The organism is Roseibium salinum (genome assembly GCF_026240905.1).
GTDB classification, from domain to species: Bacteria; Pseudomonadota; Alphaproteobacteria; order Rhizobiales; family Stappiaceae; genus Roseibium; species Roseibium salinum.
This window is the reverse complement of record NZ_JAPEVI010000003.1, coordinates 788290-811906: the sequence shown is the minus strand read 5'-3', so window position 1 is coordinate 811906 and position 23617 is coordinate 788290. Positions and strand designations below refer to the sequence as shown.

Genomic DNA, 23617 nt, shown 5'->3' with positions numbered 1-23617 from the left:
AGCAAAAAAGGGCGGACCTGAGGCCCGCCCTGTTCTTCAATGCGCTTTTGCAGATCTTACGCTGCGTTCTCGGCCGCTTCTGCAGCTTCGGCACGGGCGCGGTCTTCTGCGCCGCGAGCCGCCGGATCCCGGTCGACCAGCTCGATGACAGCCATCGGAGCATTGTCGCCGTAACGGAAACCGGCTTTCAGAACGCGCGAGTAGCCGCCGCTGCGGTCCTTGTAACGCTCACCGAGCGTGTCGAACAGCTTTGCGACCATCGCCGTATCGCGGATCTGCGAAATGGCCTGACGACGCGCATGAAGATCACCGCGCTTGCCCAATGTGATGAGCTTGTCGATGATCGGCTTCATTTCCTTGGCCTTCGGCAGGGTCGTGACGATCTGTTCGTGATTGATCAGCGACGCTGCCATGTTCGCGAACATAGCCTTGCGGTGGCTAGAGGTCCGGTTGAGCTTGCGGCCGGATTTACCGTGGCGCATGGCCCTCTCCTTTTTCTGTCAGGCAGTCTGCTAATCTCTTCAAAGCACTTGCCTGGTTGATGCTCCAGGGACGCGTACGTCCCTCAGTACTGATGGTCTTCGTAACGCTTGGCGAGATCGTCGATGTTCTCAGGCGGCCAGTTGGCGACTTCCATGCCGAGATGCAGACCCATCTGGGCGAGAACTTCCTTGATTTCGTTGAGCGACTTGCGGCCGAAATTCGGCGTCCGCAGCATTTCCGCTTCGGTCTTCTGAATGAGATCGCCAATATAAACGATATTGTCGTTCTTCAGGCAGTTTGCAGACCGTACCGACAGTTCCAGTTCGTCGACCTTCTTCAGAAGCGCCGGGTTGAACGCCAGTTCCGGGACAGAGTCCTCGGCAACCTCGCGCTGCGGCTCTTCGAAGTTGACGAAGATCGAGAGCTGATCCTGCAGAATGCGCGCTGCATAGGCCACGGCATCGTCCGGCTTCACGGAACCATCGGTTTCGACAGTCAGGGTCAGCTTGTCATAGTCAAGAACCTGGCCTTCACGGGTGTTTTCCACCTTGTAGGAGACCTTCTTGACCGGAGAGTAAAGGCTGTCGACCGGGATCAACCCGATCGGTGCGTCTTCCGGGCGGTTGCGGTCGGAAGAAACATAGCCTTTGCCGGTGTTGACGGTGAATTCCATGCGGATTTCAGCGCCTTCGTCCAGCGTGCAGAGGACCAGTTCCGGGTTCAGAACTTCGACGTCGCCGACAGTCTGAATGTCACCTGCGGTCACAACACCCGGGCCCTGCTTGCGCACGACCATGCGCTTGGGACCTTCGCCTTCCATGCGGATGGCGATTTCCTTGATGTTGAGCACGATATCGGTGACATCTTCCCGCACGCCCGGGATCGACGAGAACTCGTGCAGAACACCGTCGATCTGAACCGCGGTGACGGCTGCCCCCTGCAGGGAGGACAGCAGGATACGGCGCAACGCGTTGCCCAAGGTCAGACCGTAGCCACGCTCGAGAGGCTCGGCAACGACCGTTGCCAGGTAGCGAGAATCGTCGCCCGGCTTGACCTCGAGCTTGGTCGGCTTGATCAACTCTTGCCAGTTTTTTTGAATGGTCACGTTTTCGTCCCTTCGGCTATCCCGCCTGGCGCTTCGGGGCCAGGCCATTCTTTGCCATTTGGAGAAACAAGTACCTAAAGCTGGGAAGCCTTAGACGCGGCGGCGCTTGCGCGGACGGCAGCCATTGTGCGGGATCGGCGTCACGTCACGGATGGACGTGATGAGGAAACCGGCGGCCTGTAGCGCGCGAAGAGCGGATTCACGACCGGAACCCGGGCCACGAACTTCAACTTCCAGCGTGCGCATGCCGTGTTCGGCAGCTTTTTTCGCAGCGTCTTCCGCAGCAACCTGGGCTGCATACGGCGTGGACTTGCGGGAGCCCTTGAAACCGAGCGTTCCGGCGGACGACCAGGAGATCGTATTGCCCTGTGCATCGGTAATCGTGATCATGGTGTTGTTGAACGTGGAGTTCACATGCGCGACGCCAGAAGAAATGTTCTTGCGTTCGCGGCGACGCACGCGCGTCGTGTCTTTAGCCATTCTTTTGTCCTTGTTTTGATCTCGTCACTGCCGTAGTTCCGGCAGCTCCACCAACAATCGCAGTGCGATGTTATTTCTTCTTGCCAGCGATCGGTTTCGCCGGACCCTTGCGGGTACGTGCGTTCGTGTGCGTCCGCTGCCCGCGAACCGGAAGGCCGCGGCGGTGACGAAGGCCGCGGTAGCAGCCAAGGTCCATAAGACGCTTGATGTTCATTGCCGTCTCACGGCGAAGGTCACCTTCCACCATGTAGTCACGGTCGATGGTTTCGCGGATGGACAGCACTTCGGCATCCGACAGCTCGTTGACACGGCGCGACGGGTCGATGTTGTTCTTTTCGATGATTTCCTGCGCGAATTTCGCGCCGATGCCGTGAATATACTGAAGAGCGATCACGGTGCGCTTATTCGTCGGGATGTTAACGCCAGCAATACGTGCCACGTTGTATCTCCATGTTGAGCGGCGGGCCAAGGCCTAACCGCAGTGAGCAAAACCCGCGTCCGGTGGAGGCCGGCCCTTGCGGGTGTACGAAAATGCCGGGGTACCCCGACACAGAGAATGCCGGTCCCACATGCATGGAACCGGCTCAACTGTAAGGTAGAGCGGGTCGTTTAGCGGCTCTATACCTTTTCGTCAAGTCCTTGCAGCACGGTTTCTATAGAGGCCGTGACTTCGTCAATGGACTGCATGCCGTCGATCACGGAAAGTAGACCGGCTTTCTCGTAATAAGGCACAATAACTGCGGTATCGCGGTTGTAAGCTTCGAGGCGCTGCTTGAAAACTTCCGGGTCGTCATCCTTGCGGACCGGTTCGCCAGCGGCCTTGGCATCTTCCGCCCGCTTGATGATCCGGTCTACCAGCTTTGTCTGGTCGACCCGCAGTTCTATGACGGCGTCGAGCTCCAGATTTCCCGACTTCAGCATCACGTCCAGAGCTTCCGCCTGGGCGAGCGTGCGGGGGAAACCGTCCAGAATGAAGCCCTTCTTGGCGTCGTCTTCCGCGATCCGGTCCCGGATGATGCCGACAACGATCTCGTCGGAAACGAGACCACCGGCATCCATCACTTCCTTCGCCTTGAGGCCGACCGGGGTGCGGGCAGCAACGGCGGCGCGCAACATGTCGCCGGTTGAAAGCTGAGGGATGTCGTAGTTCTCGACGAGGCGTGCGGCCTGTGTCCCCTTACCCGCTCCTGGCGGTCCTACCAGAATAAGCCTCATCGGCGCCTCCCCCTGAGTTTCGCTTTTTTCACCAGACCCTCATACTGATGCGCAAGCAAATGGCCCTGGATCTGCGATACGGTATCCATTGTCACGCTCACGACAATCAACAGTGAGGTTCCTCCGAAATAGAACGGAACGCCCGTCGCGGATATGAGGAATTCGGGTAATAGACAAACGATGGTGATGTATATCGCGCCGACGGTCGTGATGCGCGTCAGGACATAGTCGATATACTGAGCCGTCCGCTCGCCGGGCCGGATTCCCGGGATAAAGCCGCCATGTTTCTTCAGATTGTCGGCCGTATCGCTCGGATTGAAGACGATCGCCGTGTAGAAGAAGCAGAAGAAAATGATCATCCCGGCATAGGCAACCATGAACAGTGGCTGCCCGTGACCGAGTGCCGCAGTGATGTAGGTCAGCCACTCATTGCCCGAGCCCTGGCCGAAACCGGCAAGCGTTGCCGGGACGAGCAGAAGCGAAGAGGCGAAGATCGGCGGAATGACACCGGCGGTGTTGAGCTTCAGCGGCAGGAACGAGGTGTTGCCCTCGAACATGCGGTTGCCCATCTGGCGCTTCGGATATTGGATCAGCAGGCGGCGCTGCGCCCGCTCCATGAATACGATGAACCCGATCACGACGACGGCCAGAATGATGACCGCAAGAATGATCCAGGTTGCCAGGGAGCCCTGACGGCCGAGTTCCAGGGTCTGCACCACCGCCGCCGGAAGGCCCGCGACGATGCCCGCGAAGATGATCAGCGAGATGCCGTTGCCGATGCCGCGGGACGTGATCTGTTCGCCCAGCCACATCAGGAACATGGTTCCGCCGACCAGCGTGATGACCGTGGAAGCGCGGAAGAACCAGCCCGGATCGGTCACGACATTCGCCGCCCCTTCCAGACCGATGGCAATGCCGTAGGCCTGGAACGCGGCGAGAATCACGGTTCCGTAGCGCGTATACTGGTTGATGACCTTCCGGCCCTGCTCGCCTTCCTTTTTCATCTGCTCCAGCGACGGCACGACGGTCGTCATGAGCTGCATGATAATGGAGGCGGAAATATAGGGCATGATGCCGAGGGCAAAGATCGCCATACGCTCGACGGCGCCGCCGGCAAACATGTTGAACATGCCGATGATGCCGGACTGCGCCTGGTTGAACGCCTGCGCGAACGCCTCGGGATTGATGCCGGGCATGGGAATATAGGTGCCCAGTCGATAAACCAAAAGCGCCCCCAGCGTGAACCAGATGCGCTTCTTGAGCTCTTCAGCCTTGGCGAAAGCTGAGAAATTGAGATTAGACGCCAGTTGCTCGGCGGCGGATGCCATGCCCTACTCCGGTCAGATACTTGCCCACAAACGGGAAAGCCCAGGCTGTTAAGCCTGAGCTCCCAGAACGGCCACTTTGCCGCCCGCTTTTTCGATTGCTGCAACAGCACCCTTGGAGGCACCTGCAACTTCAAAGGTCACCGCAGCGGTGAGTTCACCGTTGGCGACGATGCGCACACCGTCACGGATCCGCTTGACGACGCCGGCAGCCTTCAGTGCTTCGACGGTGACCGTCTCGGAAGCATTGAGCTTGCCCGCATCGATGGCCTTCTGAACGCGGCCGACGGATACAGTGTTGTAGTCGTTGGCAAAGATGTTCGTGAATCCGCGCTTCGGCAGGCGGCGGTGAATCGGCATCTGGCCGCCTTCAAAGCCTTTGATCGCCACGCCGGACCGGGACTTCTGACCCTTCACACCGCGGCCGCCGGTCTTGCCTTTGCCGGACCCGATGCCGCGGCCAACGCGGATGCGGTCTTTGACGGCACCTTCGTTGTCACGAAGTTCATTGAGCTTCATGTTTTCTCTCCTCACCCCGTCCTTACGCGTCGTCTTCGACGACACGAACGAGATGCTGGACCTTATTGATCATGCCGCGCACTTCGGGAGTGTCCTTCAGTGTGGAACGGCGGTGCATCTTGTTCAGGCCGAGACCGATGAGCGTCGCGCGCTGATCCTTCGGACGGCGCAGCGGGCTGCCGATCTGTTCGACCGTAACAGTCATTTCGGTGTTCGCCATGGAACCTACCCTCTTTCAGCTGGGGACCGGAGCCGCCAAGGTCAAGCCTCGGCGGCAGCCGGAGCCGCCTCATCGGTGTTGTCCCGGCGCCGAGACTGCAGCACGGAGACCTTGAGGCCCCGGCGGGCAGCCACGGAACGCGGGCTGTCTTCCTTGGTCAGTGCAGCAAAGGTTGCACGGACCATGTTGTAGGGGTTTGAGGTCCCCAGCGACTTTGCCACAACGTCCTGAACGCCGAGCGTCTCGAAGACGGCGCGCATCGGGCCGCCTGCGATGATGCCGGTACCGGCCGGAGCTGCACGCAGCAGCACCTTGCCTGCCCCGTGACGGCCCTCGACATCGTGGTGGAGTGTCCGGCCTTCACGCAGCGGCACGCGGATCATCGTGCGCTTTGCAGCTTCCGTTGCCTTGCGGATGGCTTCCGGCACTTCGCGTGCCTTGCCATGACCAAATCCGACACGGCCCTTCTGGTCACCAACCACGACGAGTGCTGCGAAGCCGAACCGGCGGCCACCCTTGACCACTTTCGCAACGCGGTTGATGTGAACGAGCTTGTCAACGAATTCGCTGTCTCGCTCGTCGCGATCGCGATTATCCTGTCTCGCCATATTATACGTCTTCCGTTCTTAAGAGCGCCAACGGGCGCTGGTCAGAATTCAAGTCCACCTTCGCGGGCTGCATCAGCAAGCGCTCTCACGCGCCCGTGGTACATGTACCCGCCACGGTCGAACACGACCTGCTTGACACCGGCGGCAACTGCACGCTCGGCGACAAGCTTGCCAACGGCTGCGGCCGCAGCAACGTCGGCGCCCGTCTTCAGGCTGCCCTTGAGATCTTTTTCGATCGTTGAAGCAGAGACAATCGTATGTCCCTTCGCGTCGTCGATGATCTGGGCGTAGATCTGCTTCGACGAGCGGAAGATAGAAAGGCGCGGACGGCCGTTCGCGGCTTTCTGGATCGAACGGCGCACGCGATCGCGGCGGCGCTCGAAAGCTTGTTTGCTGTTCGCCATGATCTGGGTCCGTTACTTCTTCTTGCCTTCTTTGCGGACGATTTGCTCGTCTGCATATCGAACGCCTTTGCCCTTGTAGGGCTCCGGCGGGCGGAATTCACGGATTTCGGCGGCAACCTGGCCGACAACCTGGCGGTCGGTACCGGTTACGCTGATTTCCGTCGGTTTCGGGCACACGATGTCGATGCCTTCCGGGATCGGATAGACAACATCGTGCGAGAAACCCAGTGCCAGCTGAAGATTCTTACCCTGGACCTGCGCGCGGTACCCGACGCCGGTGATGGCGAGGTCTTTCTTGAAGCCCTCGGTCACGCCGGTGATCAGGTTCGACACCATCGACCGGCTCATGCCCCACATGGAGCGGGCCGGCTTGGTGTTGTTGCGCGGATCGATCTTGATTCCATCGTCCGTCATTTCGGCCAGAACCAAGTCGTTGAGCACGAAAGACTTTTCGCCTTTCGGGCCCTTGACCGTAACCTTCTGACCGTCGATCGATGCCGTTACCCCGCTTGGCACGGGGACTGGCTTTTTGCCAATACGAGACATTTGACCAACCTTGTCGTTTATCTAAAGTAAGGGAGCTGCATCAGAAGACGCGGCAAAGAACCTCACCACCTACGTTCTCTTCCCGCGCCTGATGGTCGCTCATGACGCCGCGCGGGGTCGAAATGATCGACACGCCCAGGCCATTGGAGACATGCGGGATGTTTCTCACCGACGAGTAAACGCGGCGGCCCGGCTTTGAAACCCGCTCAATCGTGCGGATAACCGGTTCACCGTCGAAATACTTCAGTTCGATTTCCAACTCGGACTTGCCGCCCTCGTATTCCACCGTGGTGTAGCCACGGATGTACCCCTCTTTTGCCAGCACATCAAGTACATGTGCACGCAATTTGGAGTTTGGTGAGCTGACCTTGTTCTTGCGACGCATTTGCGCGTTGCGAATCCGGGTCAGCATATCCCCCAACGGATCAGAAATTGCCATCGGAGTTTCTCCTTACCAGCTCGACTTGACCAGGCCTGGGATCTTGCCCAGGGAACCCAGTTCACGAAGCGCAATACGCGACATCTTCAGCTTGCGGTAGTAACCGCGCGGACGGCCGGACACTTCGCAGCGGTTGCGAATGCGGTTCGGCGCGGAATTCCGCGGCAGTTTCGCCAGCTTCAGGCGGGCATTGAAACGCTCTTCAAGCGACAGACTTTCGTCTTTTGCCATTGCCTTCAGAGCGGCGCGCTTTTCAGCGTATTTCTTGACAAGCCGCTCGCGGTGCTTGTTTTTTTCGACTGCGCTTTTCTTCGCCATCGTCGGTCCCTTCCTTGCCCGTTACTTCGTGAACGGGAAGTTGAACGCGCGCAGAAGCTCGCGCGCTTCGTCATCACTCGGCGCCGTTGTGCAAATGATCACGTCCATGCCCCAGATCTGGTCGACCTTGTCGTACTCGATTTCCGGGAACACGATGTGTTCCTTGATGCCCATGGCGTAGTTGCCGCGACCGTCGAAGCTCTTCGGATTCAGACCACGGAAGTCACGCACGCGCGGCAGCGCGATGTTGACCAGACGGTCCAGGAACTCGAACATCTGCTGGCGGCGCAGGGTCACCTTGGCACCAAGCGGCATGCCTTCGCGAACCTTGAAGGTCGCGATGGATTTCTTCGCCGTGGTGATCACCGGCCTCTGGCCGGCGATGAGAGCCAGGTCGTCTGCAGCGATGCGGGCCTTCTTGGAATCGGCAACCGCTTCGCCGATGCCGATGTTCAACACGACCTTTTCCAGCCGCGGAACCTGCATGACGTTCTTGTACTCGAACTTCTCCTGAAGCTGCTTGCGCACGACTTCATCATAATGCGTCTTCAGACGCGGCACGTAAGTGGTCTCAGCCATCGATCAGGTCTCCCGAACGCTTGGCCACACGGACCTTGGTGCCATCGTCCTTCACCTTGAAGCCGACACGCGTCGCCTTGCCGTCCGCCGGATCGGCCAGTGCGATGTTGGACAGATGGATCGGGGCTTCCTTGGCCACGATGCCGGCTGTCTGCGTCTGGGTCTGCTTCTGGTGACGGCGAACCATGTTGACACCGCGGACCAGGGCCTTGTTGTCGGCGGTCACGATCTTGATGACTTCGCCGGACTTACCCTTGTCACGGCCGGTCAGCACAACCACCGTGTCGCCTTTTTTGATTTTCGCAGCCATCAGAGCACCTCCGGCGCGAGCGAGATGATTTTCATATGGTTCTTGGCTCGGAGTTCACGCGGCACCGGACCAAAGATACGGGTGCCGATCGGCTCCTTGTTGTTGTTGACCAGCACGGCCGCATTGCGGTCGAACCGGATCACGCTGCCATCGGGACGGCGGATATCCTTTGCCGTGCGCACGACGACAGCCTTCATCACGTCGCCCTTTTTCACGCGGCCCCGCGGAATAGCCTCTTTGACGGAAACAACAATGATGTCACCGACCTGGGCGTATTTGCGCTTGGAGCCGCCGAGCACTTTGATGCACATGACACGACGGGCGCCGGAATTATCGGCGACGTCGAGGTTTGTTTGCATCTGAATCATGACTGGCTGCCTTGTTCTTCTATCGGCGCTCGTACCACGGGCGCCTGATGCTCACTGAATGGAGCGTGGTCACTGAGCGACCACGGTCCAACGTTTATTTTTGGAGATCGGCGCGCATTCTTCGATCAGAACAATGTCGCCAACCTTGTACTGGTTGGTCTCGTCGTGTGCACGGTACTTCTTGGTCCGGCGCACAGTCTTCTTCAGCAGCGGGTGCGTGAAGCGACGCTCCACATTAACCGTCACCGTTTTGTCATTGGCGTCGCTAACAACGGTGCCCTGCAGGATACGCTTCGGCATAGCCGTCTCCTTACGCGTTCGCCGACACGCGCTTTTCGCGCATGATCGTCTGAATACGCGCGATATCGCGGCGGATCTGCCGGACACGCGCTGTGTTTTCAAGCTGACCCGTTGCCTTCTGGAAGCGCAGGTTGAACTGCTCTTTCTTCAGGCCCTCAAGCTCACTGCGGAGCTCGTCGAGGGTCTTTGCCCGTACATCGGTAGCCTTCATGGCTCTAAACTCCTCGCCTGCCTACTCGCCGATACGCTGAACGAACCGGCACTTGATCGGCAGCTTGGCAGCAGCAAGACGCATGGCTTCGCGAGCCACGTCTTCCGGCACACCGTCGATTTCAAACATGATCCGGCCCGGCTTGACGCGGCAAGCCCAGTAATCCGGCGATCCCTTACCCTTACCCATGCGGACTTCGGCAGGCTTCGAAGAAACCGGAACGTCCGGGAAGATACGGATCCAAACACGACCCGCACGCTTCATGTGACGGGTCATAGCACGACGGGCCGCTTCGATCTGACGTGCAGTTACACGTTCCGGCTCAATCGCCTTCAGACCGAATGCGCCGAAGTTGAGGTCGGTGCCTCCCTTCGACAAGCCGTGGATGCGGCCTTTGTGCTGCTTGCGGAACTTTGTGCGCTTCGGTTGCAGCATCGTTCTTCTCTCGTCTTTCTTATCTTACGAGCGGCAGGCAGCTTGACTTAAGCTGCGCGCTCGCGGCCCCGATCCCGGCGTCCGCCGCGATCACCCTGGTTACCTTCGGAAGCGGAGGTCGCACGGCGTTCGGACGCCATGGGATCATGCTCCAGAATTTCACCCTTGAAGATCCAGACCTTCACACCGCACACGCCGTAAGCCGTGTGAGCGGACGCGATACCGTAGTCGATATCGGCACGCAGGGTGTGGAGCGGCACGCGGCCTTCACGGTACCATTCGATACGCGCGATTTCCGCGCCACCGAGACGGCCGCCGCAGTTGATCCGGATGCCCTGGGCGCCGAGACGCATGGCGGACTGAACGGCCCGCTTCATGGCGCGGCGGAAGGCAACACGGCGTTCCAGCTGCTGAGCGATCGAGGCGGCGACCAGCGTCGCATCGATTTCCGGCTTGCGCACTTCGATGATGTTGATGTGCACTTCCGACTTGGTGATTTCGGCGATCTTCTTGCGAAGACGTTCGATGTCGGCGCCCTTCTTGCCGATGACCACACCCGGACGACCGGAGTGAATGGACACGCGGCACTTCTTGTGTGGGCGCTCGATAACCACCTTGGAGACCGCAGCCTGCTTCAGTTCCTTCATCAGGAACTCACGGATGCGGAAGTCTTCGTGAAGAAGATCGCCGTACTCGTTCTTGTTCGCGAACCAGCGGGAGTCCCAGGTGCGGTTGATCCCGAGGCGCATGCCGATCGGGTTGACTTTGTGTCCCATCAGGCAGTCTCCTCAACTTCGCGCACGACGATGGTCAGGTTCGAGAACGGCTTCTCGATCCGTCCGACGCGGCCACGTGCACGGGCCTGGAACCGCTTGATGACAAAGGCTTTGCCAACATGAGCTTCGGCAACCATCAGGTTGTCAATGTCCAGGTCATGGTTGTTTTCCGCGTTGGCAATGGCGGACATCAACGTCTTCTTGACGTCCTGCGCGATGCGCTTGCGGGAGAATGTCAGGTCCGCGATCGCGGAACCGACTTTTTTACCACGGATCGCAGCCGCAACGAGGTTCAGCTTGCGCGGCGAAACGCGCAGCATACGGGTCATTGCCCGGGCCTCATTGTCAGCGAGCGTCCGCTCACGCTTCGGCTTGCCCATCGCTACTTCCTCTTCGCCTTCTTGTCGGCGCCGTGTCCGTAATAGGTCCGGCTCGGCGAGAACTCGCCAAACTTGTGACCGATCATCTCTTCAGACACCAGCACCGGAACGTGCTTTTGACCGTTGTAGACGCCGAAGGTCAAACCTACGAACTGCGGGAGAACCGTTGAGCGGCGGCTCCAGGTCTTGATGACCTCGTTCCGGCCGGACTCACGGACCTTGTCCGCTTTCTTCAGCAGATACCCGTCGACAAACGGACCTTTCCAGATCGAACGTGCCACGATCCTTGCCCTTTACTTCTTGCGCGCGTGGCGGCTGCGGACGATATACTTATCGGTCTGCTTATTACGCCGCGTGCGTTTACCTTTGGTCGGTTTACCCCAAGGGGTAACCGGATGACGACCGCCTGAGGTCCGGCCTTCACCACCACCATGCGGGTGGTCGATCGGGTTCATGGCAACACCGCGGGTATGCGGGCGAATGCCAAGCCAGCGAGAGCGGCCTGCTTTACCGAGGTTCACGTTCGCGTGGTCCGGATTGGACACGGCGCCAACGGTTGCCATGCAGGAGCCGAGTACACGGCGCTGCTCGCCAGACATCAGGCGCAGCGTGGTGTAACCCTGGTCGCGGCCGACGATCTGAACGAAGGCGCCGGCAGAGCGGGCGACCTGGGCGCCCTTGCCCGGCTTCAGCTCGATATTGTGTACGATCGTTCCGACCGGAATGCGCGCCAGCGGCGCGGCATTGCCAGGCTTCACGTCGACGTTTTCACCGGCAACGACAGTGTCGCCGACAGCCAGGCGCTGCGGCGCCAGGATGTAACTCAGTTCGCCGTCTTCATAACGGATGAGAGCGATGAATGCGGTCCGGTTCGGATCGTATTCGAGGCGCTCTACCGTCGCCGGCACGTCCCACTTGCGGCGCTTGAAGTCCACAAGGCGGTAAGTCCGCTTGTGACCGCCACCACGGTTCGGTGCCGTCAGGCGACCGGCGTTGTTACGCCCGCCGCTCTTGGACAGACCTTCGGTCAGCGTCTTGACCGGCTTGCCCTTCCACAGACCCGAGCGGTCAACCTGTACCAGCTGACGGCGGCCTGGGGACGTCGGGTTGAATGTCTTAAGTGCCATTTTTCTTAAGTCCCCGTCCTTAGAGCCCGGTGGTCACGTCGATGCCGTGACCTTCCTGCAGCGTTACGACGGCCTTCTTGAAGTCAGACTGACGGCCAAGACGTCCGCGGAAGCGCTTCACCTTGCCCTTGCGGACAAGAGTGTTCACTGCCGTGACTTTGACACCGAACAGCGCTTCGACCGCGGCCTTGATTTCCGGCTTGGTTGCGTCGTTGGCAACCTTGAAGACAACCTTGTTCTCTTCAGAAGCCATCGTCGACTTTTCGGTGATCACCGGGCCGACTATTTTGTCGTAGTGAGGAAGATTGCTCATTTGAAGCGCTCCTCGAGTGCGGACACCGCGGCCTTGGTCAACACAAGCGTGTTGGCCCGCAGAATGTCGTAAACGTTGATGCCCTGAACCGGCAGCACATCCAGATGCGGAATGTTGCGCGATGCCAGTGCAAAGTTGTTGTCGACTTCGGCGCCGTCAATCACCAGGGCGTTGGTCAGGCCGAGCTTTGCAAGCTGAGCCTTCAGTGCCTTGGTCTTGGATTCGGCGGCCTTTGCGTCTTCCACGACAACGATGCTGTCTGCCCGGGCTTTCGCCGACAGAGCGTGCTTCAGGCCGAGGGCGCGGACCTTCTTCGGCAGCTCATGGCTGTGGTCGCGAACGACCGGACCGAATGCCCTGCCCCCACCGCGGAACTGCGGGGCCTTCTTGTTGCCGTGACGTGCACCGCCGGAACCTTTCTGGCGAACGAATTTCTTCGTCGAACCAGTAACTTCCGAACGGCCCAGTGTTTTGTGGGTGCCGGCCTGGCGTTTCGCCAGCTGCCAACGCACCACGCGGTGGATCAAATCGGTGCGCGGCTCGAGACCGAAGATCTCGTCAGACACCGTGATCGAACCGGCCGCCCCACCTTCGAGGGTCTTGACCTGGAGTTCCATCACTCACTCTCCTTCCCGGCGGCCGCAGTCGCTTCGGATGCCTTGAAAGCACCCGGAACCGGAACGTTTTCCGGCAGCGCCTTTTTGATCGCGTCGCGAACCAGGATCCAGCCGCCCTTGGCGCCCGGAACAGAGCCCTCGACCATGATCAGGCCACGCTCAACATCAGTGCGCACAACCTTCAGGTTCTGCGTGGTCACCCGGGCATCGCCCATGTGACCGGCCATTTTCTTGCCCTTGAACACGCGGCCCGGGTCCTGACACTGACCGGTGGAACCGTGCGAACGGTGCGAGACGGAGTTACCGTGCGAGGCACGGCCGCCACCAAAGTTGTGGCGCTTCATCGCACCGGCAAAACCCTTACCGATCGAAGTCCCCGTCACGTCGACAAACTGACCTTCGACATAGTGGTCAGCGGTCAGTTCCGCACCGATGTCGATCAGGTTGTCCGCGGAAACGCGGAACTCGACCACGGTCCGCTTCGGCTCGACCTGTGCAACGGCAAAGTGGCCGCGCATCGCCTTCGGCGTGTTTTTGACTTTGCGGCCACCCGCGCCGAGCTGCAGCGCGGTGTAACCATTCTTTTCATCAGTCCGCTGAGCTACTACCTGGCAATTTTCCAGCCGCAGCACAGTGACCGGAACATGCTCGCCCGCATCGTTGTAGATGCGGGTCATGCCCACTTTCTGAGCGATCACTCCAGAACGCATGGATGTGTCCCCTTCGACCCGGCTTACAGCTTGATTTCGACGTCGACACCAGCGGCCAGATCGAGCTTCATCAGCGCGTCGACCGTCTGGGGCGTCGGATCAACGATATCGAGAAGGCGCTTATGCGTACGCATCTCGAACTGATCGCGGCTTTTCTTATCGATATGCGGTCCGCGAAGCACTGTGTACTTCTCGATCCGCGTCGGCAGCGGTACGGGACCCCGTACCTGAGCACCGGTCCGCTTGGCCGTATTGACGATCTCCTTGGTGGAGGCGTCCAGAATACGGTGGTCGAACGCCTTCAGGCGGATCCGGATGTTCTGACCGTTCATTGTTATTGTTCCCAATAAGACTGCAGGCCTGCCCGCGTAGTAATTCGGTACACCGGCAGGCCCGGCTGTCGATTATTCGATGATGGATGCGACGACGCCGGCGCCGACGGTGCGGCCGCCTTCGCGGATAGCGAAGCGCAGGCCTTCTTCCATGGCGATCGGCACGATCAGTTCGACGTCAACCGAGACGTTGTCGCCCGGCATCACCATTTCCGTGCCTTCCGGCAGCGTCACCACACCGGTCACGTCCGTCGTGCGGAAGTAGAACTGCGGGCGGTAGTTGGTGAAGAACGGGGTATGACGGCCGCCTTCTTCCTTCGTCAGGATGTAGGCCTCGGCCTTGAACTTCGTGTGCGGGGTAACCGAACCCGGCTTGCAAAGAACCTGGCCGCGCTCAACGTCGTCACGGCCGATACCGCGGATCAGCGCACCGATGTTGTCGCCCGCTTCGCCGCTGTCCAGCAGCTTGCGGAACATTTCAACGCCGGTAACCGTCGTCTTGCGGGTGTCCTTGATGCCGACGATCTCGACTTCCTCGCCCACCTTGACGATGCCACGCTCCACACGCCCGGTCACAACCGTGCCGCGGCCGGAGATCGAGAACACGTCTTCGATCGGCATCAGGAACGGCATGTCCTTCGGACGTTCCGGGGTCGGGATATACGCGTCGACCTGAGCCATCAACTCACGGATCGCATCGCGGCCGATGGCCGGATCGCGGTTTTCCACGGCCGCCAGGGCCGAACCCTTGACGATCGGAATGTCGTCGCCCGGGAACTCGTAGGAGGACAGAAGTTCGCGGACTTCCATTTCGACGAGCTCGAGCAGCTCTTCGTCGTCGACCTGGTCGACCTTGTTCATGAACACCACCAGCGCCGGAACGCCGACCTGGCGCGCCAGGAGGATGTGCTCGCGGGTCTGCGGCATCGGGCCGTCAGCCGCCGAAACCACCAGGATGCCGCCGTCCATCTGCGCCGCGCCGGTGATCATGTTCTTCACATAGTCGGCGTGGCCAGGGCAGTCGACGTGAGCGTAGTGACGGTTTTCCGTCTCGTACTCAACGTGTGCCGTGGAGATGGTGATGCCGCGGGCCTTTTCTTCAGGCGCACCGTCGATCTCGTCGTAAGCTCTCGCCGTCGCACCGCCGGTCTCGGCAAGTGTCATGGTGATTGCTGCAGTCAGCGTCGTCTTGCCATGGTCAACGTGGCCAATCGTGCCAATGTTAACGTGCGGCTTCGTGCGCTCAAATTTTTCTTTCGCCATCGGATTACTCCGTTTCTCTATTTCTTTTGACGTTAAGAAGCTGGGATCAGGCGTATTTCGCCTGAACCTCTTCGGCGACAGCCTGCGGCACTTGCTCGTAGTGATCGAACACCATCGAGTACTGGGCGCGGCCCTGAGACATGGAACGCAGGTTGTTCACATAGCCAAACATGTTGGCCAGCGGAACCATTGCGGTGATGACAGTGACGACACCCCGGTTTTCCGTACCTGCGATCTGGCCACGACGGGAGTTCAGGTCGCCGATCACATCACCCATGTAGTCTTCCGGGGTGACGACCTCGACCTTCATGATCGGCTCGAGCAGTTTCGGACCTGCCTTCTGGATGCCTTCGCGGAAACCGGCACGGCCGGCGATTTCGAAGGCCAGAACGGACGAGTCAACATCGTGATAGGCACCGTCGACCAGGGTTGCCTTGATGTCGAGCATCGGGAAGCCGGCGATCGGGCCGGACGACATGACGCTCTCGATACCTTTGGTAACGCCCGGAATGTATTCCTTCGGAACGGAACCGCCGACGATCTTGCTTTCGAAGACATAGCCCTGGTTCGGCTCTGCCGGCTCGATGATGAGCTTGATGCGAGCGAACTGGCCGGAACCACCGGACTGCTTCTTGTGGGTATAGTCCACTTCAGCAACCTTGGTGATGGTTTCGCGGTAGGCAACCTGCGGAGCACCGATGTTTGCCTCGACTTTGAACTCGCGCTTCATGCGGTCGACGATGATGTCCAGGTGCAGCTCGCCCATGCCGGCGATGATGGTCTGACCGGATTCTTCGTCGGTTTTCACGCGGAACGACGGATCTTCGGCAGCCAGGCGGTTCAGGGCAAGGCCCATTTTTTCCTGGTCACTCTTGGTCTTCGGCTCGACCGCGATCTCGATAACCGGCGCGGGGAACTCCATGCGCTCCAGGATCACCGGCTTCAGCGGATCACAAAGGGTGTCGCCGGTCGTGGTGTCCTTCAGGCCTGCGATGGCGACGATATCACCGGCATAGGCGACATCGATGTCTTCGCGCGAGTTGGAGTGCATCTGCATCATGCGGCCGACGCGCTCACGCTTTTCCTTCACGGTGTTGAGCAGGGACACGCCCTTGTTCAGAACACCGGAATAGATGCGGCAGAAAGTCAGCGAACCGACGAACGGGTCGTTTGCGATCTTGAACGCCAGGAGGCTGAGCGGCTCATCGTCGGACGACTTGCGAAGGACTTCACCTTCGGTCTTCGGATCGATACCCTTGATCGCCCGAACTTCGATCGGGCTCGGCAGGTAGTCGACAACGCCGTCCAGCAACGGCTGAACACCCTTGTTCTTGAATGCCGAACCGCAGAAGACCGGAACGAAGTCGTTGTTGATCGTGCCCTTGCGGACCAGTTCCTTCAGCTTTTCCACGGACGGCTCTTCGCCTTCCAGGTAAGCTTCCATTGCCGCTTCGTCGACTTCGACGGCCGTTTCCACCAGCAGGTCGCGCATTTCCTGCGCACGGTCCTGAAGGTCGGCCGGAATCTCGACTTCATCCCAGGCAGCACCGAGGTTTTCAGCCTCCCAGATGAGCGCCTTCATTTTCAGAAGGTCGACACAGCCGGCAAAGTCGTTTTCAGCTCCGACCGGGATCTGCATGACCAGCGGGGTCGCGCCGAGGCGCTCCTTGATCATCTTCACGCAGCGGTCGAAATCGGCGCCGAGCTTGTCCATCTTGTTGACGAAGATCATCCGCGGGACGTGATACTTGTCGGCCTGGCGCCAGACAGTCTCGGTCTGCGGCTCAACGCCTGCGTTTGCGTCCAGAAGGGCGACAGCGCCGTCAAGAACACGCAGCGAGCGCTCGACTTCAATGGTGAAGTCGACGTGACCCGGGGTGTCGATGATGTTCAGACGCTTTTCTTTCCAGAAAGCGGTGGTCGCAGCAGAGGTGATCGTGATGCCACGCTCCTGCTCCTGCTCCATCCAGTCCATGGTGGCCGCGCCGTCATGGACTTCGCCAATCTTGTGGCTCTTGCCAGTGTAGTAGAGGATCCGCTCGGTCGTAGTCGTCTTGCCGGCATCAATGTGAGCCATGATGCCGAAGTTGCGGTAGTCCTCGATATTATGCGTGCGCGCCATAGCGTCAGCCCTTCGAAGTCCTGATTACCAGCGATAGTGCGAGAACGCGCGGTTGGCATCGGCCATCCGATGCGTGTCTTCGCGCTTCTTCACTGCGGTGCCACGGTTGTTTGCCGCGTCGAGCAGCTCGCCGGAAAGACGACCAACCATCGTGGTTTCGTTGCGGTTGCGTGCAGCAGCGATCAGCCAGCGGATTGCCAGCGCCTGACGACGGTCGACACGAACCTCGACCGGCACCTGGTAGGTCGCACCACCAACGCGGCGGGAGCGCACTTCCACTTGCGGCATGACGTTCTCAAGAGCCGCGTGGAACACTTCGATCGGGTTCTCGCGGGTCTTGTTTTCAACGACGTCGAAAGCACCGTAGACGATGCGTTCTGCAACAGATTTCTTGCCGTCGTACATGATCGAGTTCATGAACTTGGTGACGACGGTATCCCCGAATTTCGGATCCGGGTTGATTTCGCGTTTTTCAGCGCGGTGACGACGGGACATCTGATGTGCTCCTTACTTCGGCCGCTTCGCGCCGTATTTCGAACGGCGCTGCTTGCGATCCTTGACGCCCTGGGTATCGAGCACACCACGAATGATGTGGTAGCGCACACCCGGCAAGTCCTTCACGCGGCCGCCACGGATCATCACCACCGAGTGTTCCTGAAGGTTGTGGCCTTCACCCGGGATGTAACCGATGACTTCAAAGCCGTTGGTCAGGCGGATCTTGGCCACCTTACGCAGAGCCGAGTTCGGCTTCTTCGGCGTCGTCGTGTAAACGCGGGTGCAAACACCACGCTTCTGGGGGCAGGCCTCCATGGCCGGCACCTTGTTCCGCTTCGGCGGATCTTTCCGCGGCTTGCGGATCAACTGGTTGATGGTCGGCATTCTTTGCCCTTTACCTTGTCCATCCAAAAATTCGTATGCAACTGCAGTCCCCGCAGATTCGACACGTCGTATAGACATGCAGAATCGCGCCCGCACGCTCTCAGGAGCGGCCGGCGCTGCGAAAAACCAGAGGACCACGAGTTGCCTCGCGGTCATGCAATCGACGCGTATTCGCCTATATAACCCGGCAGCGTTTAAGAGGATTGGGTCCTACGCTTTGGATGCGCTGGACGGTTCACTCTTACCGCCTGCCCTTGGGATGCGCGGAAACTACTCACATGCACCCATTGCGTCAAGTGCTTTGTCGAAAAAACAGCAATTCCGCCGGCTGCCGAACTGCACTCTCAATTTCCGACACGATTTCCGCCCCTTAGCGCGCGTCACCGCAACAATAGGACGGTGGTTTTGTAATTTTCTTTCGCGGCCGGCACGGCGGCCCACCGCGGATTTTGATCGTGAGCCGATCGCGCAGGTCCCGTCGGGCCGGGTTGGCGGGTATCCGCGCCCGGCGGAAGCGTTGCGACTCGCTGGAGCCGCAGGCGATTCCTTTGAGCGCGAGTACGGTCGCCGCCGCTCCTGCATGGGCAAACCTACCCTGCAGGCTCTGCCGGGCCCGTCCCGCTGTGCAGGAACGCCTTCAGCCCGTGAAGGTCACGATGGCGACATTGCCTTCAAGGGCGTCCTGATAGGCTTCCTCGTAAATCGCGTCGTCCGGTTCGCCGTCCATGATGCCGATCTGGTCGAGCTCGGCCTCCGCGTATCCCTGGGCCGACAGCGACTCGAGCGTCTTGCGGACAGCGTCGTCATCATCGGCTGCCGTCAGCAGCGCCTGGATCGTGATCGCGTCTTGCGGGGCGGCCTCTTCGTTTTCCCAAACGCGGCCGATCACGATGTACACCACCGGATCAAGTTCAGGTTCGTTATCATTCATCACTGGTCTCACCCTGGCTCAGGTTAAAAGAAAGGCCGCCCGGGGGCGGCCTTTCGATTTGTCTTCGTGAGGCCGGTTATTCGGCCCCGGTCATGTCTTCCAGCAGGCCTTCCGCCGCGCTTTCCGAAGACTGCTGCCGCTGCGCTTCCTGGATTAGGTCGTCGCGATGGACTGCAATCTGGCGGATGCGCTTCATGACCCCGCCGGTGCCGGCCGGGATCAGCCGGCCCACAATGACGTTCTCCTTCAGACCGACCAGCGGGTCGATCTTGCCATTGACGGCAGCGTCCGTAAGAACGCGGGTCGTCTCCTGGAAGGAGGCGGCCGAGAAGAAGGATCGGGTCTGCAGCGACGCCTTGGTGATCCCGAGAAGAACCGGAACGCCCTTCGCCGGATCGCGCGCAGCGTCGACCGCCTTGCGGTTGGCTTCTTCGAAGTCGATCTTGTCGACCTGCTCGCCGGAGAAGAACTCGGTGTCGCCCGTATCGGTGATCTCGATCTTCTGCAGCATCTGGCGAACGATCACCTCGATGTGCTTGTCGTTGATCGTCACACCCTGCAGACGGTAGACTTCCTGGATCTCGTTGACGAGGTAGGCAGCCAGGGCCTCCACGCCTTTGACGGCCAGAATGTCATGCGGTGCCGGGTTGCCGTCGAGGATGTATTCCCCCTTCTCGATGGCATCGCCTTCCTGCAGGTGGAAGTGCTTGCCCTTCGGGATGAGGTATTCGACGGGCTCGACACCCTCCTCTGCCGGCTCGATGATGATGCGGCGCTTGTTCTTGTAGTCGCGGCCGAAGCGGATCGTACCATCGATTTCGGCGATGATCGCATGATCCTTCGGACGGCGGGCTTCGAACAGTTCCGCAACACGCGGCAGACCACCGGTAATGTCCTTCGTCTTGGCGCTTTCCAGCGGGATACGGGACAGAACGTCACCGGCCTTGACCGATGCGCCCGGCTGAACGGACAGGATCGCATCCACCGAAAGCAGGATGCGGGCATCCGAACCGCGGGCCGACTTCTTGATCGTCCCCTTCTCGTCCTTGACGACGATGGCCGGCTTCAGATCGGCACCACGCTGGGACGAACGCCAGTCGATGACGACACGCTTGGTAATACCGGTCGCCTCGTCGGCCGTTTCCTGAACGGACGCGCCGTCGACCAGGTCTTCGAAGTCCACGATACCGTCGACTTCCGCGAGCATCGGACGGGTATACGGATCCCATTCGGCAATCCGCTGACCCCGCTTGACGGAATCGCCTTCGTCGACATGCAGCTTGGAGCCGTAGGCGACGCGATGCACGGCGCGCTCGTTGCCGTCGCTGTCGATGACAACGATGGACATGTTGCGGACCATGGCAATCAGGTTGCCTTCGGAATCGCGCTGTACCGAGCGGTTCCGGATCTTGATCGTGCCGTCGACATTGGATTCGATGAACGAACTGTCGACAACCTGGGCCGTACCACCGATATGGAAGGTACGCATGGTCAGCTGCGTGCCCGGCTCACCGATGGACTGCGCGGCGATGACGCCGACAGCCTCACCAAGGTTCACCGGCGTACCGCGTGCAAGGTCGCGGCCGTAGCAGGTCGCACACACGCCCGTCTCGGTTTCACAGGTCAGAACCGAGCGGATCTTCACCTGCTGAACCTTCGCCGCTTCGATGGCTTCAACGTCCTTCTCGTCGATCAGCTTGCCTTTCGGGACAAGCAGCTCGCCGCTCAGGTTGTCGAATACGTCTTCCGCGGTCGTACGGCCGAGAACGCGCATGCCGAGCGTGGCAATGATGTTACCCGCATCGACGATAGGCGCCACGGTAATGCCGCGCACGGAACCACAATCCGGTTCAAGGATGATGGAATCCTGCGCAACGTCCACGAGACGGCGGGTCAGGTAACCGGAGTTCGCGGTCTTCAAGGCAGTGTCGGCCAGACCCTTACGGGCACCGTGGGTGGAGTTGAAGTACTCCAGAACCGACAGGCCTTCCTTGAAGTTCGAGATGATCGGGTTCTCGATGATCGAGCCGTCCGGCTTGGCCATCAGGCCACGCATGCCGGCCAGCTGCTTCATCTGCTGGGGCGAACCACGCGCACCGGAGTGGGACATCATGTAGACCGAGTTCATCGGCTTCTGGCGTCCGGTTTCCTCATCGATCTGGACCGCCTTGATGCGGGCCATCATCTCGTCGGCGATCTTGTCGGTACATTTCGCCCAGGCGTCGACAACCTTGTTGTACTTCTCGCCCTGGGTGATCAGACCGTCATTGTACTGCTGCTCGTATTCGGTTGCGAGCGCGGACGTCTCGGCGACCAGGTTCTGCTTGGTTTCCGGGATGACCATGTCGTCCATACCGAAGGAAATGCCGGCGTTACAGGCATTCTTGAAGCCAAGCTGCATGATCCGGTCACAGAAGATGACCGTCTCCTTCTGACCGCAGGCACGGTAGACCGTGTCGATCATCTTGGAGATTTCCTTCTTGGTCATCAGCTTGTTGCAGACCTCGAACGGCACCTCGTGATGCTTGGGCAGAAGTTCCGCGATCAGCATCCGGCCCGGTGTGGTCTCGTTGATCTCGGACGTCGGATTGCCGTCCGCATCGATGGACTTGTACCGGCCCTTGATCTTCGTGTGCAGCGTGATGACCTTGTTGGCCAGCGCATGGTGGATCTCGCCGACATTGCCGAAGGCCATGCCGTCTCCCGGCTCGCCCTCTGCCATGATGGACAGGTAGTAGAGACCCAGAACAATATCCTGCGACGGCACGATGATCGGGCCACCGTTGGCCGGGTGCAGAATGTTGTTGGTGGACATCATCAGCGTACGCGCTTCCAGCTGGGCTTCCAGCGACAGCGGCACGTGAACGGCCATCTGGTCACCGTCGAAGTCGGCGTTGAACGCCGAACAGACGAGCGGGTGCAGCTGGATCGCCTTGCCTTCGATCAGCGTCGGTTCGAACGCCTGGATACCTAGGCGGTGAAGCGTCGGCGCGCGGTTCAGCAGAACCGGGTGCTCGCGGATCACCTCGTCAAGGATATCCCAGACTTCCGGGCGTTCCTTTTCCACCAGCTTCTTGGCCTGCTTGACGGTCGAGGAGAAGCCCTTGGCGTCGAGGCGCGAATAGATGAACGGCTTGAACAGCTCAAGCGCCATCTTCTTCGGCAGACCGCATTGATGCAGCTTCAGTTCTGGACCCACGGTGATCACCGAACGGCCGGAATAGTCGACGCGCTTGCCGAGCAGGTTCTGACGGAAGCGGCCCTGCTTGCCCTTCAGCATGTCGGACAGCGACTTCAGCGGACGCTTGTTGGCACCGGTGATGACCCGGCCGCGGCGGCCGTTGTCGAACAGGGCGTCAACGGACTCCTGCAGCATGCGCTTTTCGTTCCGGATGATGATGTCCGGAGCACGCAGTTCCATCAGCCGGCGCAGACGGTTGTTCCGGTTGATGACGCGGCGGTAGAGATCGTTCAGATCCGACGTCGCGAACCGGCCGCCGTCAAGCGGAACCAGCGGACGCAGATCCGGCGGGATGACCGGAACGACGGTCATGATCATCCATTCCGGACGGTTGCCCGATTCCATGAAGGCTTCGATGACCTTCAGCCGCTTGGCCAGTTTCTTCGGCTTCAGCTCGGTGGTTGCTTCGGCGATTTCCTGGCGCAGCTTTTCGCTCTCGCGCTCAAGATCCATGCTCATCAGGATCTCGCGGATCGCCTCGGCGCCGATCATTGCCGTGAAGGCATCCTCGCCATACTCGTCCTGAGCGGCGATGAAGTCTTCTTCAGACAGAAGCTGGTGCTGCTTGAGCGGCGTCAGGCCCGGCTCGAGAACCACGTAGTTCTCGAAATAGAGCACGCGCTCCAGATCCTTCAGCGTCATGTCGAGCAGCAGACCGATGCGGCTCGGCAGGGACTTCAGGAACCAGATGTGCGCAACCGGAGCTGCCAGCTCGATATGGCCCATGCGTTCACGGCGCACCCGCGACAAGGTGACTTCAACGCCACACTTTTCACAGATGACACCCTTGTATTTCATGCGCTTGTATTTGCCGCAAAGACATTCGTAGTCCTTGATCGGGCCAAAGATACGTGCGCAGAACAGACCGTCCCGTTCAGGCTTGAACGTACGGTAGTTGATGGTCTCCGGTTTTTTGATTTCACCGAAGGACCAAGACAAGATCTTTTCCGGACTCGCAAGCGATATCCGGATCTGGTCGAAGGTCTGGGCGGGAGCCTGTTGATTGAACAGGTTCATGACCTCGTGATTCATGATCCATCTCCTTCATGCGCGGTTGGGGA

Annotated in this window: 33 protein-coding genes; all 33 read right to left on the bottom strand. The window is 59.8% G+C overall.

What is annotated here, in order from left to right:
• Positions 1-56 precede the first annotated feature (56 nt).
• Positions 57-482, bottom strand: a complete 426-nt coding sequence (gene rplQ / locus ON753_RS08305; protein WP_265962087.1) for a 50S ribosomal protein L17 — start codon at positions 480-482, stop codon at positions 57-59.
• Positions 483-565: 83 nt separating this feature from the next.
• A complete protein-coding gene (locus ON753_RS08300; protein ID WP_265962086.1) occupies positions 566-1636 on the bottom strand; it encodes a DNA-directed RNA polymerase subunit alpha in 1071 nt (356 codons plus the stop codon).
• A gap of 42 nt (positions 1637-1678) precedes the next feature.
• Positions 1679-2068, bottom strand: a complete 390-nt coding sequence (gene rpsK, locus ON753_RS08295; RefSeq protein WP_265962085.1) for a 30S ribosomal protein S11 — start codon at positions 2066-2068, stop codon at positions 1679-1681.
• A 70-nt stretch (positions 2069-2138) separates the two neighbouring features.
• Complete coding sequence (gene rpsM, locus ON753_RS08290; protein ID WP_265962084.1) at positions 2139-2507, bottom strand: 30S ribosomal protein S13; 369 nt, start codon at positions 2505-2507, stop codon at positions 2139-2141.
• A gap of 179 nt (positions 2508-2686) precedes the next feature.
• Complete coding sequence (locus tag ON753_RS08285) at positions 2687-3283, bottom strand: adenylate kinase (protein ID WP_265962083.1); 597 nt, start codon at positions 3281-3283, stop codon at positions 2687-2689.
• On the bottom strand, positions 3280-4611 hold the full coding sequence (gene secY / locus ON753_RS08280; protein WP_265962082.1) for a preprotein translocase subunit SecY: 1332 nt from the start codon (positions 4609-4611) through the stop codon (positions 3280-3282). The genes ON753_RS08285 and secY overlap by 4 nt, the downstream gene beginning before the upstream one ends.
• Before the next feature lie 48 nt (positions 4612-4659).
• Entirely contained in the window at positions 4660-5127 is a 468-nt protein-coding gene (gene rplO / locus ON753_RS08275) for a 50S ribosomal protein L15 (protein ID WP_265962081.1), read from the bottom strand.
• Positions 5128-5149: 22 nt separating this feature from the next.
• Complete coding sequence (rpmD, locus tag ON753_RS08270; protein WP_265962080.1) at positions 5150-5347, bottom strand: 50S ribosomal protein L30; 198 nt, start codon at positions 5345-5347, stop codon at positions 5150-5152.
• A 41-nt stretch (positions 5348-5388) separates the two neighbouring features.
• Positions 5389-5955, bottom strand: a complete 567-nt coding sequence (rpsE, locus tag ON753_RS08265) for a 30S ribosomal protein S5 (RefSeq protein WP_265962079.1) — start codon at positions 5953-5955, stop codon at positions 5389-5391.
• 41 nt (positions 5956-5996) lie between these two features.
• The gene (rplR, locus tag ON753_RS08260) at positions 5997-6359 is read right to left on the bottom strand and encodes a 50S ribosomal protein L18 (RefSeq protein ID WP_265962078.1); all 363 of its coding nucleotides are present in this window, start codon (positions 6357-6359) and stop codon (positions 5997-5999) included.
• 12 nt (positions 6360-6371) lie between these two features.
• Positions 6372-6905, bottom strand: coding sequence for a 50S ribosomal protein L6 (gene rplF, locus ON753_RS08255; protein ID WP_265962077.1), 534 nt, complete (start codon positions 6903-6905; stop codon positions 6372-6374).
• A gap of 40 nt (positions 6906-6945) precedes the next feature.
• Positions 6946-7344, bottom strand: coding sequence for a 30S ribosomal protein S8 (gene rpsH / locus ON753_RS08250; RefSeq protein WP_265962076.1), 399 nt, complete (start codon positions 7342-7344; stop codon positions 6946-6948).
• Between the two features lie 12 nt (positions 7345-7356).
• The gene (gene rpsN, locus ON753_RS08245) at positions 7357-7662 is read right to left on the bottom strand and encodes a 30S ribosomal protein S14 (RefSeq protein ID WP_265962075.1); all 306 of its coding nucleotides are present in this window, start codon (positions 7660-7662) and stop codon (positions 7357-7359) included.
• A 21-nt stretch (positions 7663-7683) separates the two neighbouring features.
• Positions 7684-8241, bottom strand: a complete 558-nt coding sequence (gene rplE / locus ON753_RS08240) for a 50S ribosomal protein L5 (protein ID WP_265962074.1) — start codon at positions 8239-8241, stop codon at positions 7684-7686.
• Positions 8234-8551, bottom strand: a complete 318-nt coding sequence (rplX, locus tag ON753_RS08235; protein WP_265962073.1) for a 50S ribosomal protein L24 — start codon at positions 8549-8551, stop codon at positions 8234-8236. The genes rplE and rplX overlap by 8 nt, the downstream gene beginning before the upstream one ends.
• On the bottom strand, positions 8551-8919 hold the full coding sequence (gene rplN / locus ON753_RS08230; protein ID WP_006936443.1) for a 50S ribosomal protein L14: 369 nt from the start codon (positions 8917-8919) through the stop codon (positions 8551-8553). The genes rplX and rplN overlap by 1 nt, the downstream gene beginning before the upstream one ends.
• A 69-nt stretch (positions 8920-8988) precedes the next feature.
• Positions 8989-9219 carry a 30S ribosomal protein S17 gene (rpsQ, locus tag ON753_RS08225; protein WP_265962072.1) on the bottom strand — a complete coding sequence of 77 codons (231 nt, stop codon included), beginning with the start codon at positions 9217-9219 and terminating at the stop codon, positions 8989-8991.
• Between the two features lie 10 nt (positions 9220-9229).
• Positions 9230-9430, bottom strand: coding sequence for a 50S ribosomal protein L29 (gene rpmC / locus ON753_RS08220; protein ID WP_265962071.1), 201 nt, complete (start codon positions 9428-9430; stop codon positions 9230-9232).
• A gap of 21 nt (positions 9431-9451) precedes the next feature.
• Positions 9452-9865, bottom strand: coding sequence for a 50S ribosomal protein L16 (gene rplP / locus ON753_RS08215; RefSeq protein ID WP_265962070.1), 414 nt, complete (start codon positions 9863-9865; stop codon positions 9452-9454).
• 47 nt (positions 9866-9912) lie between these two features.
• Complete coding sequence (gene rpsC / locus ON753_RS08210; RefSeq protein WP_265962069.1) at positions 9913-10641, bottom strand: 30S ribosomal protein S3; 729 nt, start codon at positions 10639-10641, stop codon at positions 9913-9915.
• Complete coding sequence (gene rplV, locus ON753_RS08205) at positions 10641-11021, bottom strand: 50S ribosomal protein L22 (RefSeq protein WP_265962068.1); 381 nt, start codon at positions 11019-11021, stop codon at positions 10641-10643. The genes rpsC and rplV overlap by 1 nt, the downstream gene beginning before the upstream one ends.
• A gap of 2 nt (positions 11022-11023) precedes the next feature.
• Positions 11024-11302, bottom strand: a complete 279-nt coding sequence (gene rpsS / locus ON753_RS08200; protein ID WP_265962067.1) for a 30S ribosomal protein S19 — start codon at positions 11300-11302, stop codon at positions 11024-11026.
• A gap of 12 nt (positions 11303-11314) precedes the next feature.
• Positions 11315-12148, bottom strand: a complete 834-nt coding sequence (gene rplB / locus ON753_RS08195; protein WP_265962066.1) for a 50S ribosomal protein L2 — start codon at positions 12146-12148, stop codon at positions 11315-11317.
• A 19-nt stretch (positions 12149-12167) separates the two neighbouring features.
• A complete protein-coding gene (locus ON753_RS08190; protein WP_155189788.1) occupies positions 12168-12461 on the bottom strand; it encodes a 50S ribosomal protein L23 in 294 nt (97 codons plus the stop codon).
• On the bottom strand, positions 12458-13078 hold the full coding sequence (gene rplD, locus ON753_RS08185; protein ID WP_265962065.1) for a 50S ribosomal protein L4: 621 nt from the start codon (positions 13076-13078) through the stop codon (positions 12458-12460). The genes ON753_RS08190 and rplD overlap by 4 nt, the downstream gene beginning before the upstream one ends.
• Positions 13078-13788: a 50S ribosomal protein L3 gene (gene rplC / locus ON753_RS08180; protein WP_265962064.1), complete on the bottom strand. Its 711-nt coding sequence runs from the start codon at positions 13786-13788 to the stop codon at positions 13078-13080. The genes rplD and rplC overlap by 1 nt, the downstream gene beginning before the upstream one ends.
• A 23-nt stretch (positions 13789-13811) precedes the next feature.
• Positions 13812-14120, bottom strand: coding sequence for a 30S ribosomal protein S10 (rpsJ, locus tag ON753_RS08175; protein WP_006936455.1), 309 nt, complete (start codon positions 14118-14120; stop codon positions 13812-13814).
• A 72-nt stretch (positions 14121-14192) separates the two neighbouring features.
• Positions 14193-15383 carry an elongation factor Tu gene (gene tuf, locus ON753_RS08170; RefSeq protein ID WP_265962052.1) on the bottom strand — a complete coding sequence of 397 codons (1191 nt, stop codon included), beginning with the start codon at positions 15381-15383 and terminating at the stop codon, positions 14193-14195.
• 46 nt (positions 15384-15429) lie between these two features.
• Positions 15430-17505, bottom strand: coding sequence for an elongation factor G (gene fusA, locus ON753_RS08165; protein WP_265962063.1), 2076 nt, complete (start codon positions 17503-17505; stop codon positions 15430-15432).
• Positions 17506-17529: 24 nt separating this feature from the next.
• A complete protein-coding gene (rpsG, locus tag ON753_RS08160; protein WP_265962062.1) occupies positions 17530-18000 on the bottom strand; it encodes a 30S ribosomal protein S7 in 471 nt (156 codons plus the stop codon).
• A 12-nt stretch (positions 18001-18012) separates the two neighbouring features.
• Entirely contained in the window at positions 18013-18384 is a 372-nt protein-coding gene (rpsL, locus tag ON753_RS08155) for a 30S ribosomal protein S12 (RefSeq protein ID WP_006936459.1), read from the bottom strand.
• A gap of 637 nt (positions 18385-19021) precedes the next feature.
• On the bottom strand, positions 19022-19315 hold the full coding sequence (locus ON753_RS08150; protein ID WP_265962061.1) for a regulator: 294 nt from the start codon (positions 19313-19315) through the stop codon (positions 19022-19024).
• 76 nt (positions 19316-19391) lie between these two features.
• On the bottom strand, positions 19392-23588 hold the full coding sequence (gene rpoC / locus ON753_RS08145) for a DNA-directed RNA polymerase subunit beta' (RefSeq protein ID WP_265962060.1): 4197 nt from the start codon (positions 23586-23588) through the stop codon (positions 19392-19394).
• Positions 23589-23617: the final 29 nt, after the last annotated feature.

Coding starts and splice junctions, on each gene's coding strand:
- rpsG (WP_265962062.1), bottom strand. CDS start 18,000: ATGTCCCGTCGTCACCGCGCTGAAAAACGCGAAATCAACCCGGATCCG.
- ON753_RS08285 (WP_265962083.1), bottom strand. CDS start 3,283: ATGAGGCTTATTCTGGTAGGACCGCCAGGAGCGGGTAAGGGGACACAG.
- rplF (WP_265962077.1), bottom strand. CDS start 6,905: ATGTCTCGTATTGGCAAAAAGCCAGTCCCCGTGCCAAGCGGGGTAACG.
- rpsN (WP_265962075.1), bottom strand. CDS start 7,662: ATGGCGAAGAAAAGCGCAGTCGAAAAAAACAAGCACCGCGAGCGGCTT.
- tuf (WP_265962052.1), bottom strand. CDS start 15,383: ATGGCGAAAGAAAAATTTGAGCGCACGAAGCCGCACGTTAACATTGGC.
- rplC (WP_265962064.1), bottom strand. CDS start 13,788: ATGCGTTCTGGAGTGATCGCTCAGAAAGTGGGCATGACCCGCATCTAC.
- rpsQ (WP_265962072.1), bottom strand. CDS start 9,219: ATGCCGAAGCGTATCCTGCAGGGCACCGTTGTTAGCGACGCCAATGAC.
- rplB (WP_265962066.1), bottom strand. CDS start 12,148: ATGGCACTTAAGACATTCAACCCGACGTCCCCAGGCCGCCGTCAGCTG.
- rplO (WP_265962081.1), bottom strand. CDS start 5,127: ATGAAGCTCAATGAACTTCGTGACAACGAAGGTGCCGTCAAAGACCGC.
- rplD (WP_265962065.1), bottom strand. CDS start 13,078: ATGGAACTCCAGGTCAAGACCCTCGAAGGTGGGGCGGCCGGTTCGATC.
- rplP (WP_265962070.1), bottom strand. CDS start 9,865: ATGCTGCAACCGAAGCGCACAAAGTTCCGCAAGCAGCACAAAGGCCGC.
- rpsE (WP_265962079.1), bottom strand. CDS start 5,955: ATGGCGAGACAGGATAATCGCGATCGCGACGAGCGAGACAGCGAATTC.
- ON753_RS08300 (WP_265962086.1), bottom strand. CDS start 1,636: ATGGCCTGGCCCCGAAGCGCCAGGCGGGATAGCCGAAGGGACGAAAAC.
- rplX (WP_265962073.1), bottom strand. CDS start 8,551: ATGGCTGCGAAAATCAAAAAAGGCGACACGGTGGTTGTGCTGACCGGC.
- rplE (WP_265962074.1), bottom strand. CDS start 8,241: ATGGCTGAGACCACTTACGTGCCGCGTCTGAAGACGCATTATGATGAA.
- rplN (WP_006936443.1), bottom strand. CDS start 8,919: ATGATTCAGATGCAAACAAACCTCGACGTCGCCGATAATTCCGGCGCC.
- rplQ (WP_265962087.1), bottom strand. CDS start 482: ATGCGCCACGGTAAATCCGGCCGCAAGCTCAACCGGACCTCTAGCCAC.
- ON753_RS08190 (WP_155189788.1), bottom strand. CDS start 12,461: ATGAGCAATCTTCCTCACTACGACAAAATAGTCGGCCCGGTGATCACC.
- rpoC (WP_265962060.1), bottom strand. CDS start 23,588: ATGAATCACGAGGTCATGAACCTGTTCAATCAACAGGCTCCCGCCCAG.
- rpsH (WP_265962076.1), bottom strand. CDS start 7,344: ATGGCAATTTCTGATCCGTTGGGGGATATGCTGACCCGGATTCGCAAC.
- rplR (WP_265962078.1), bottom strand. CDS start 6,359: ATGGCGAACAGCAAACAAGCTTTCGAGCGCCGCCGCGATCGCGTGCGC.
- rpsC (WP_265962069.1), bottom strand. CDS start 10,641: ATGGGACACAAAGTCAACCCGATCGGCATGCGCCTCGGGATCAACCGC.
- rpsK (WP_265962085.1), bottom strand. CDS start 2,068: ATGGCTAAAGACACGACGCGCGTGCGTCGCCGCGAACGCAAGAACATT.
- rplV (WP_265962068.1), bottom strand. CDS start 11,021: ATGGGCAAGCCGAAGCGTGAGCGGACGCTCGCTGACAATGAGGCCCGG.
- secY (WP_265962082.1), bottom strand. CDS start 4,611: ATGGCATCCGCCGCCGAGCAACTGGCGTCTAATCTCAATTTCTCAGCT.
- rpmC (WP_265962071.1), bottom strand. CDS start 9,430: ATGAAGGCTACCGATGTACGGGCAAAGACCCTCGACGAGCTCCGCAGT.
- rpsJ (WP_006936455.1), bottom strand. CDS start 14,120: ATGAACGGTCAGAACATCCGGATCCGCCTGAAGGCGTTCGACCACCGT.
- rpsL (WP_006936459.1), bottom strand. CDS start 18,384: ATGCCGACCATCAACCAGTTGATCCGCAAGCCGCGGAAAGATCCGCCG.
- rpmD (WP_265962080.1), bottom strand. CDS start 5,347: ATGGCGAACACCGAAATGACTGTTACGGTCGAACAGATCGGCAGCCCG.
- fusA (WP_265962063.1), bottom strand. CDS start 17,505: ATGGCGCGCACGCATAATATCGAGGACTACCGCAACTTCGGCATCATG.
- ON753_RS08150 (WP_265962061.1), bottom strand. CDS start 19,315: ATGAATGATAACGAACCTGAACTTGATCCGGTGGTGTACATCGTGATC.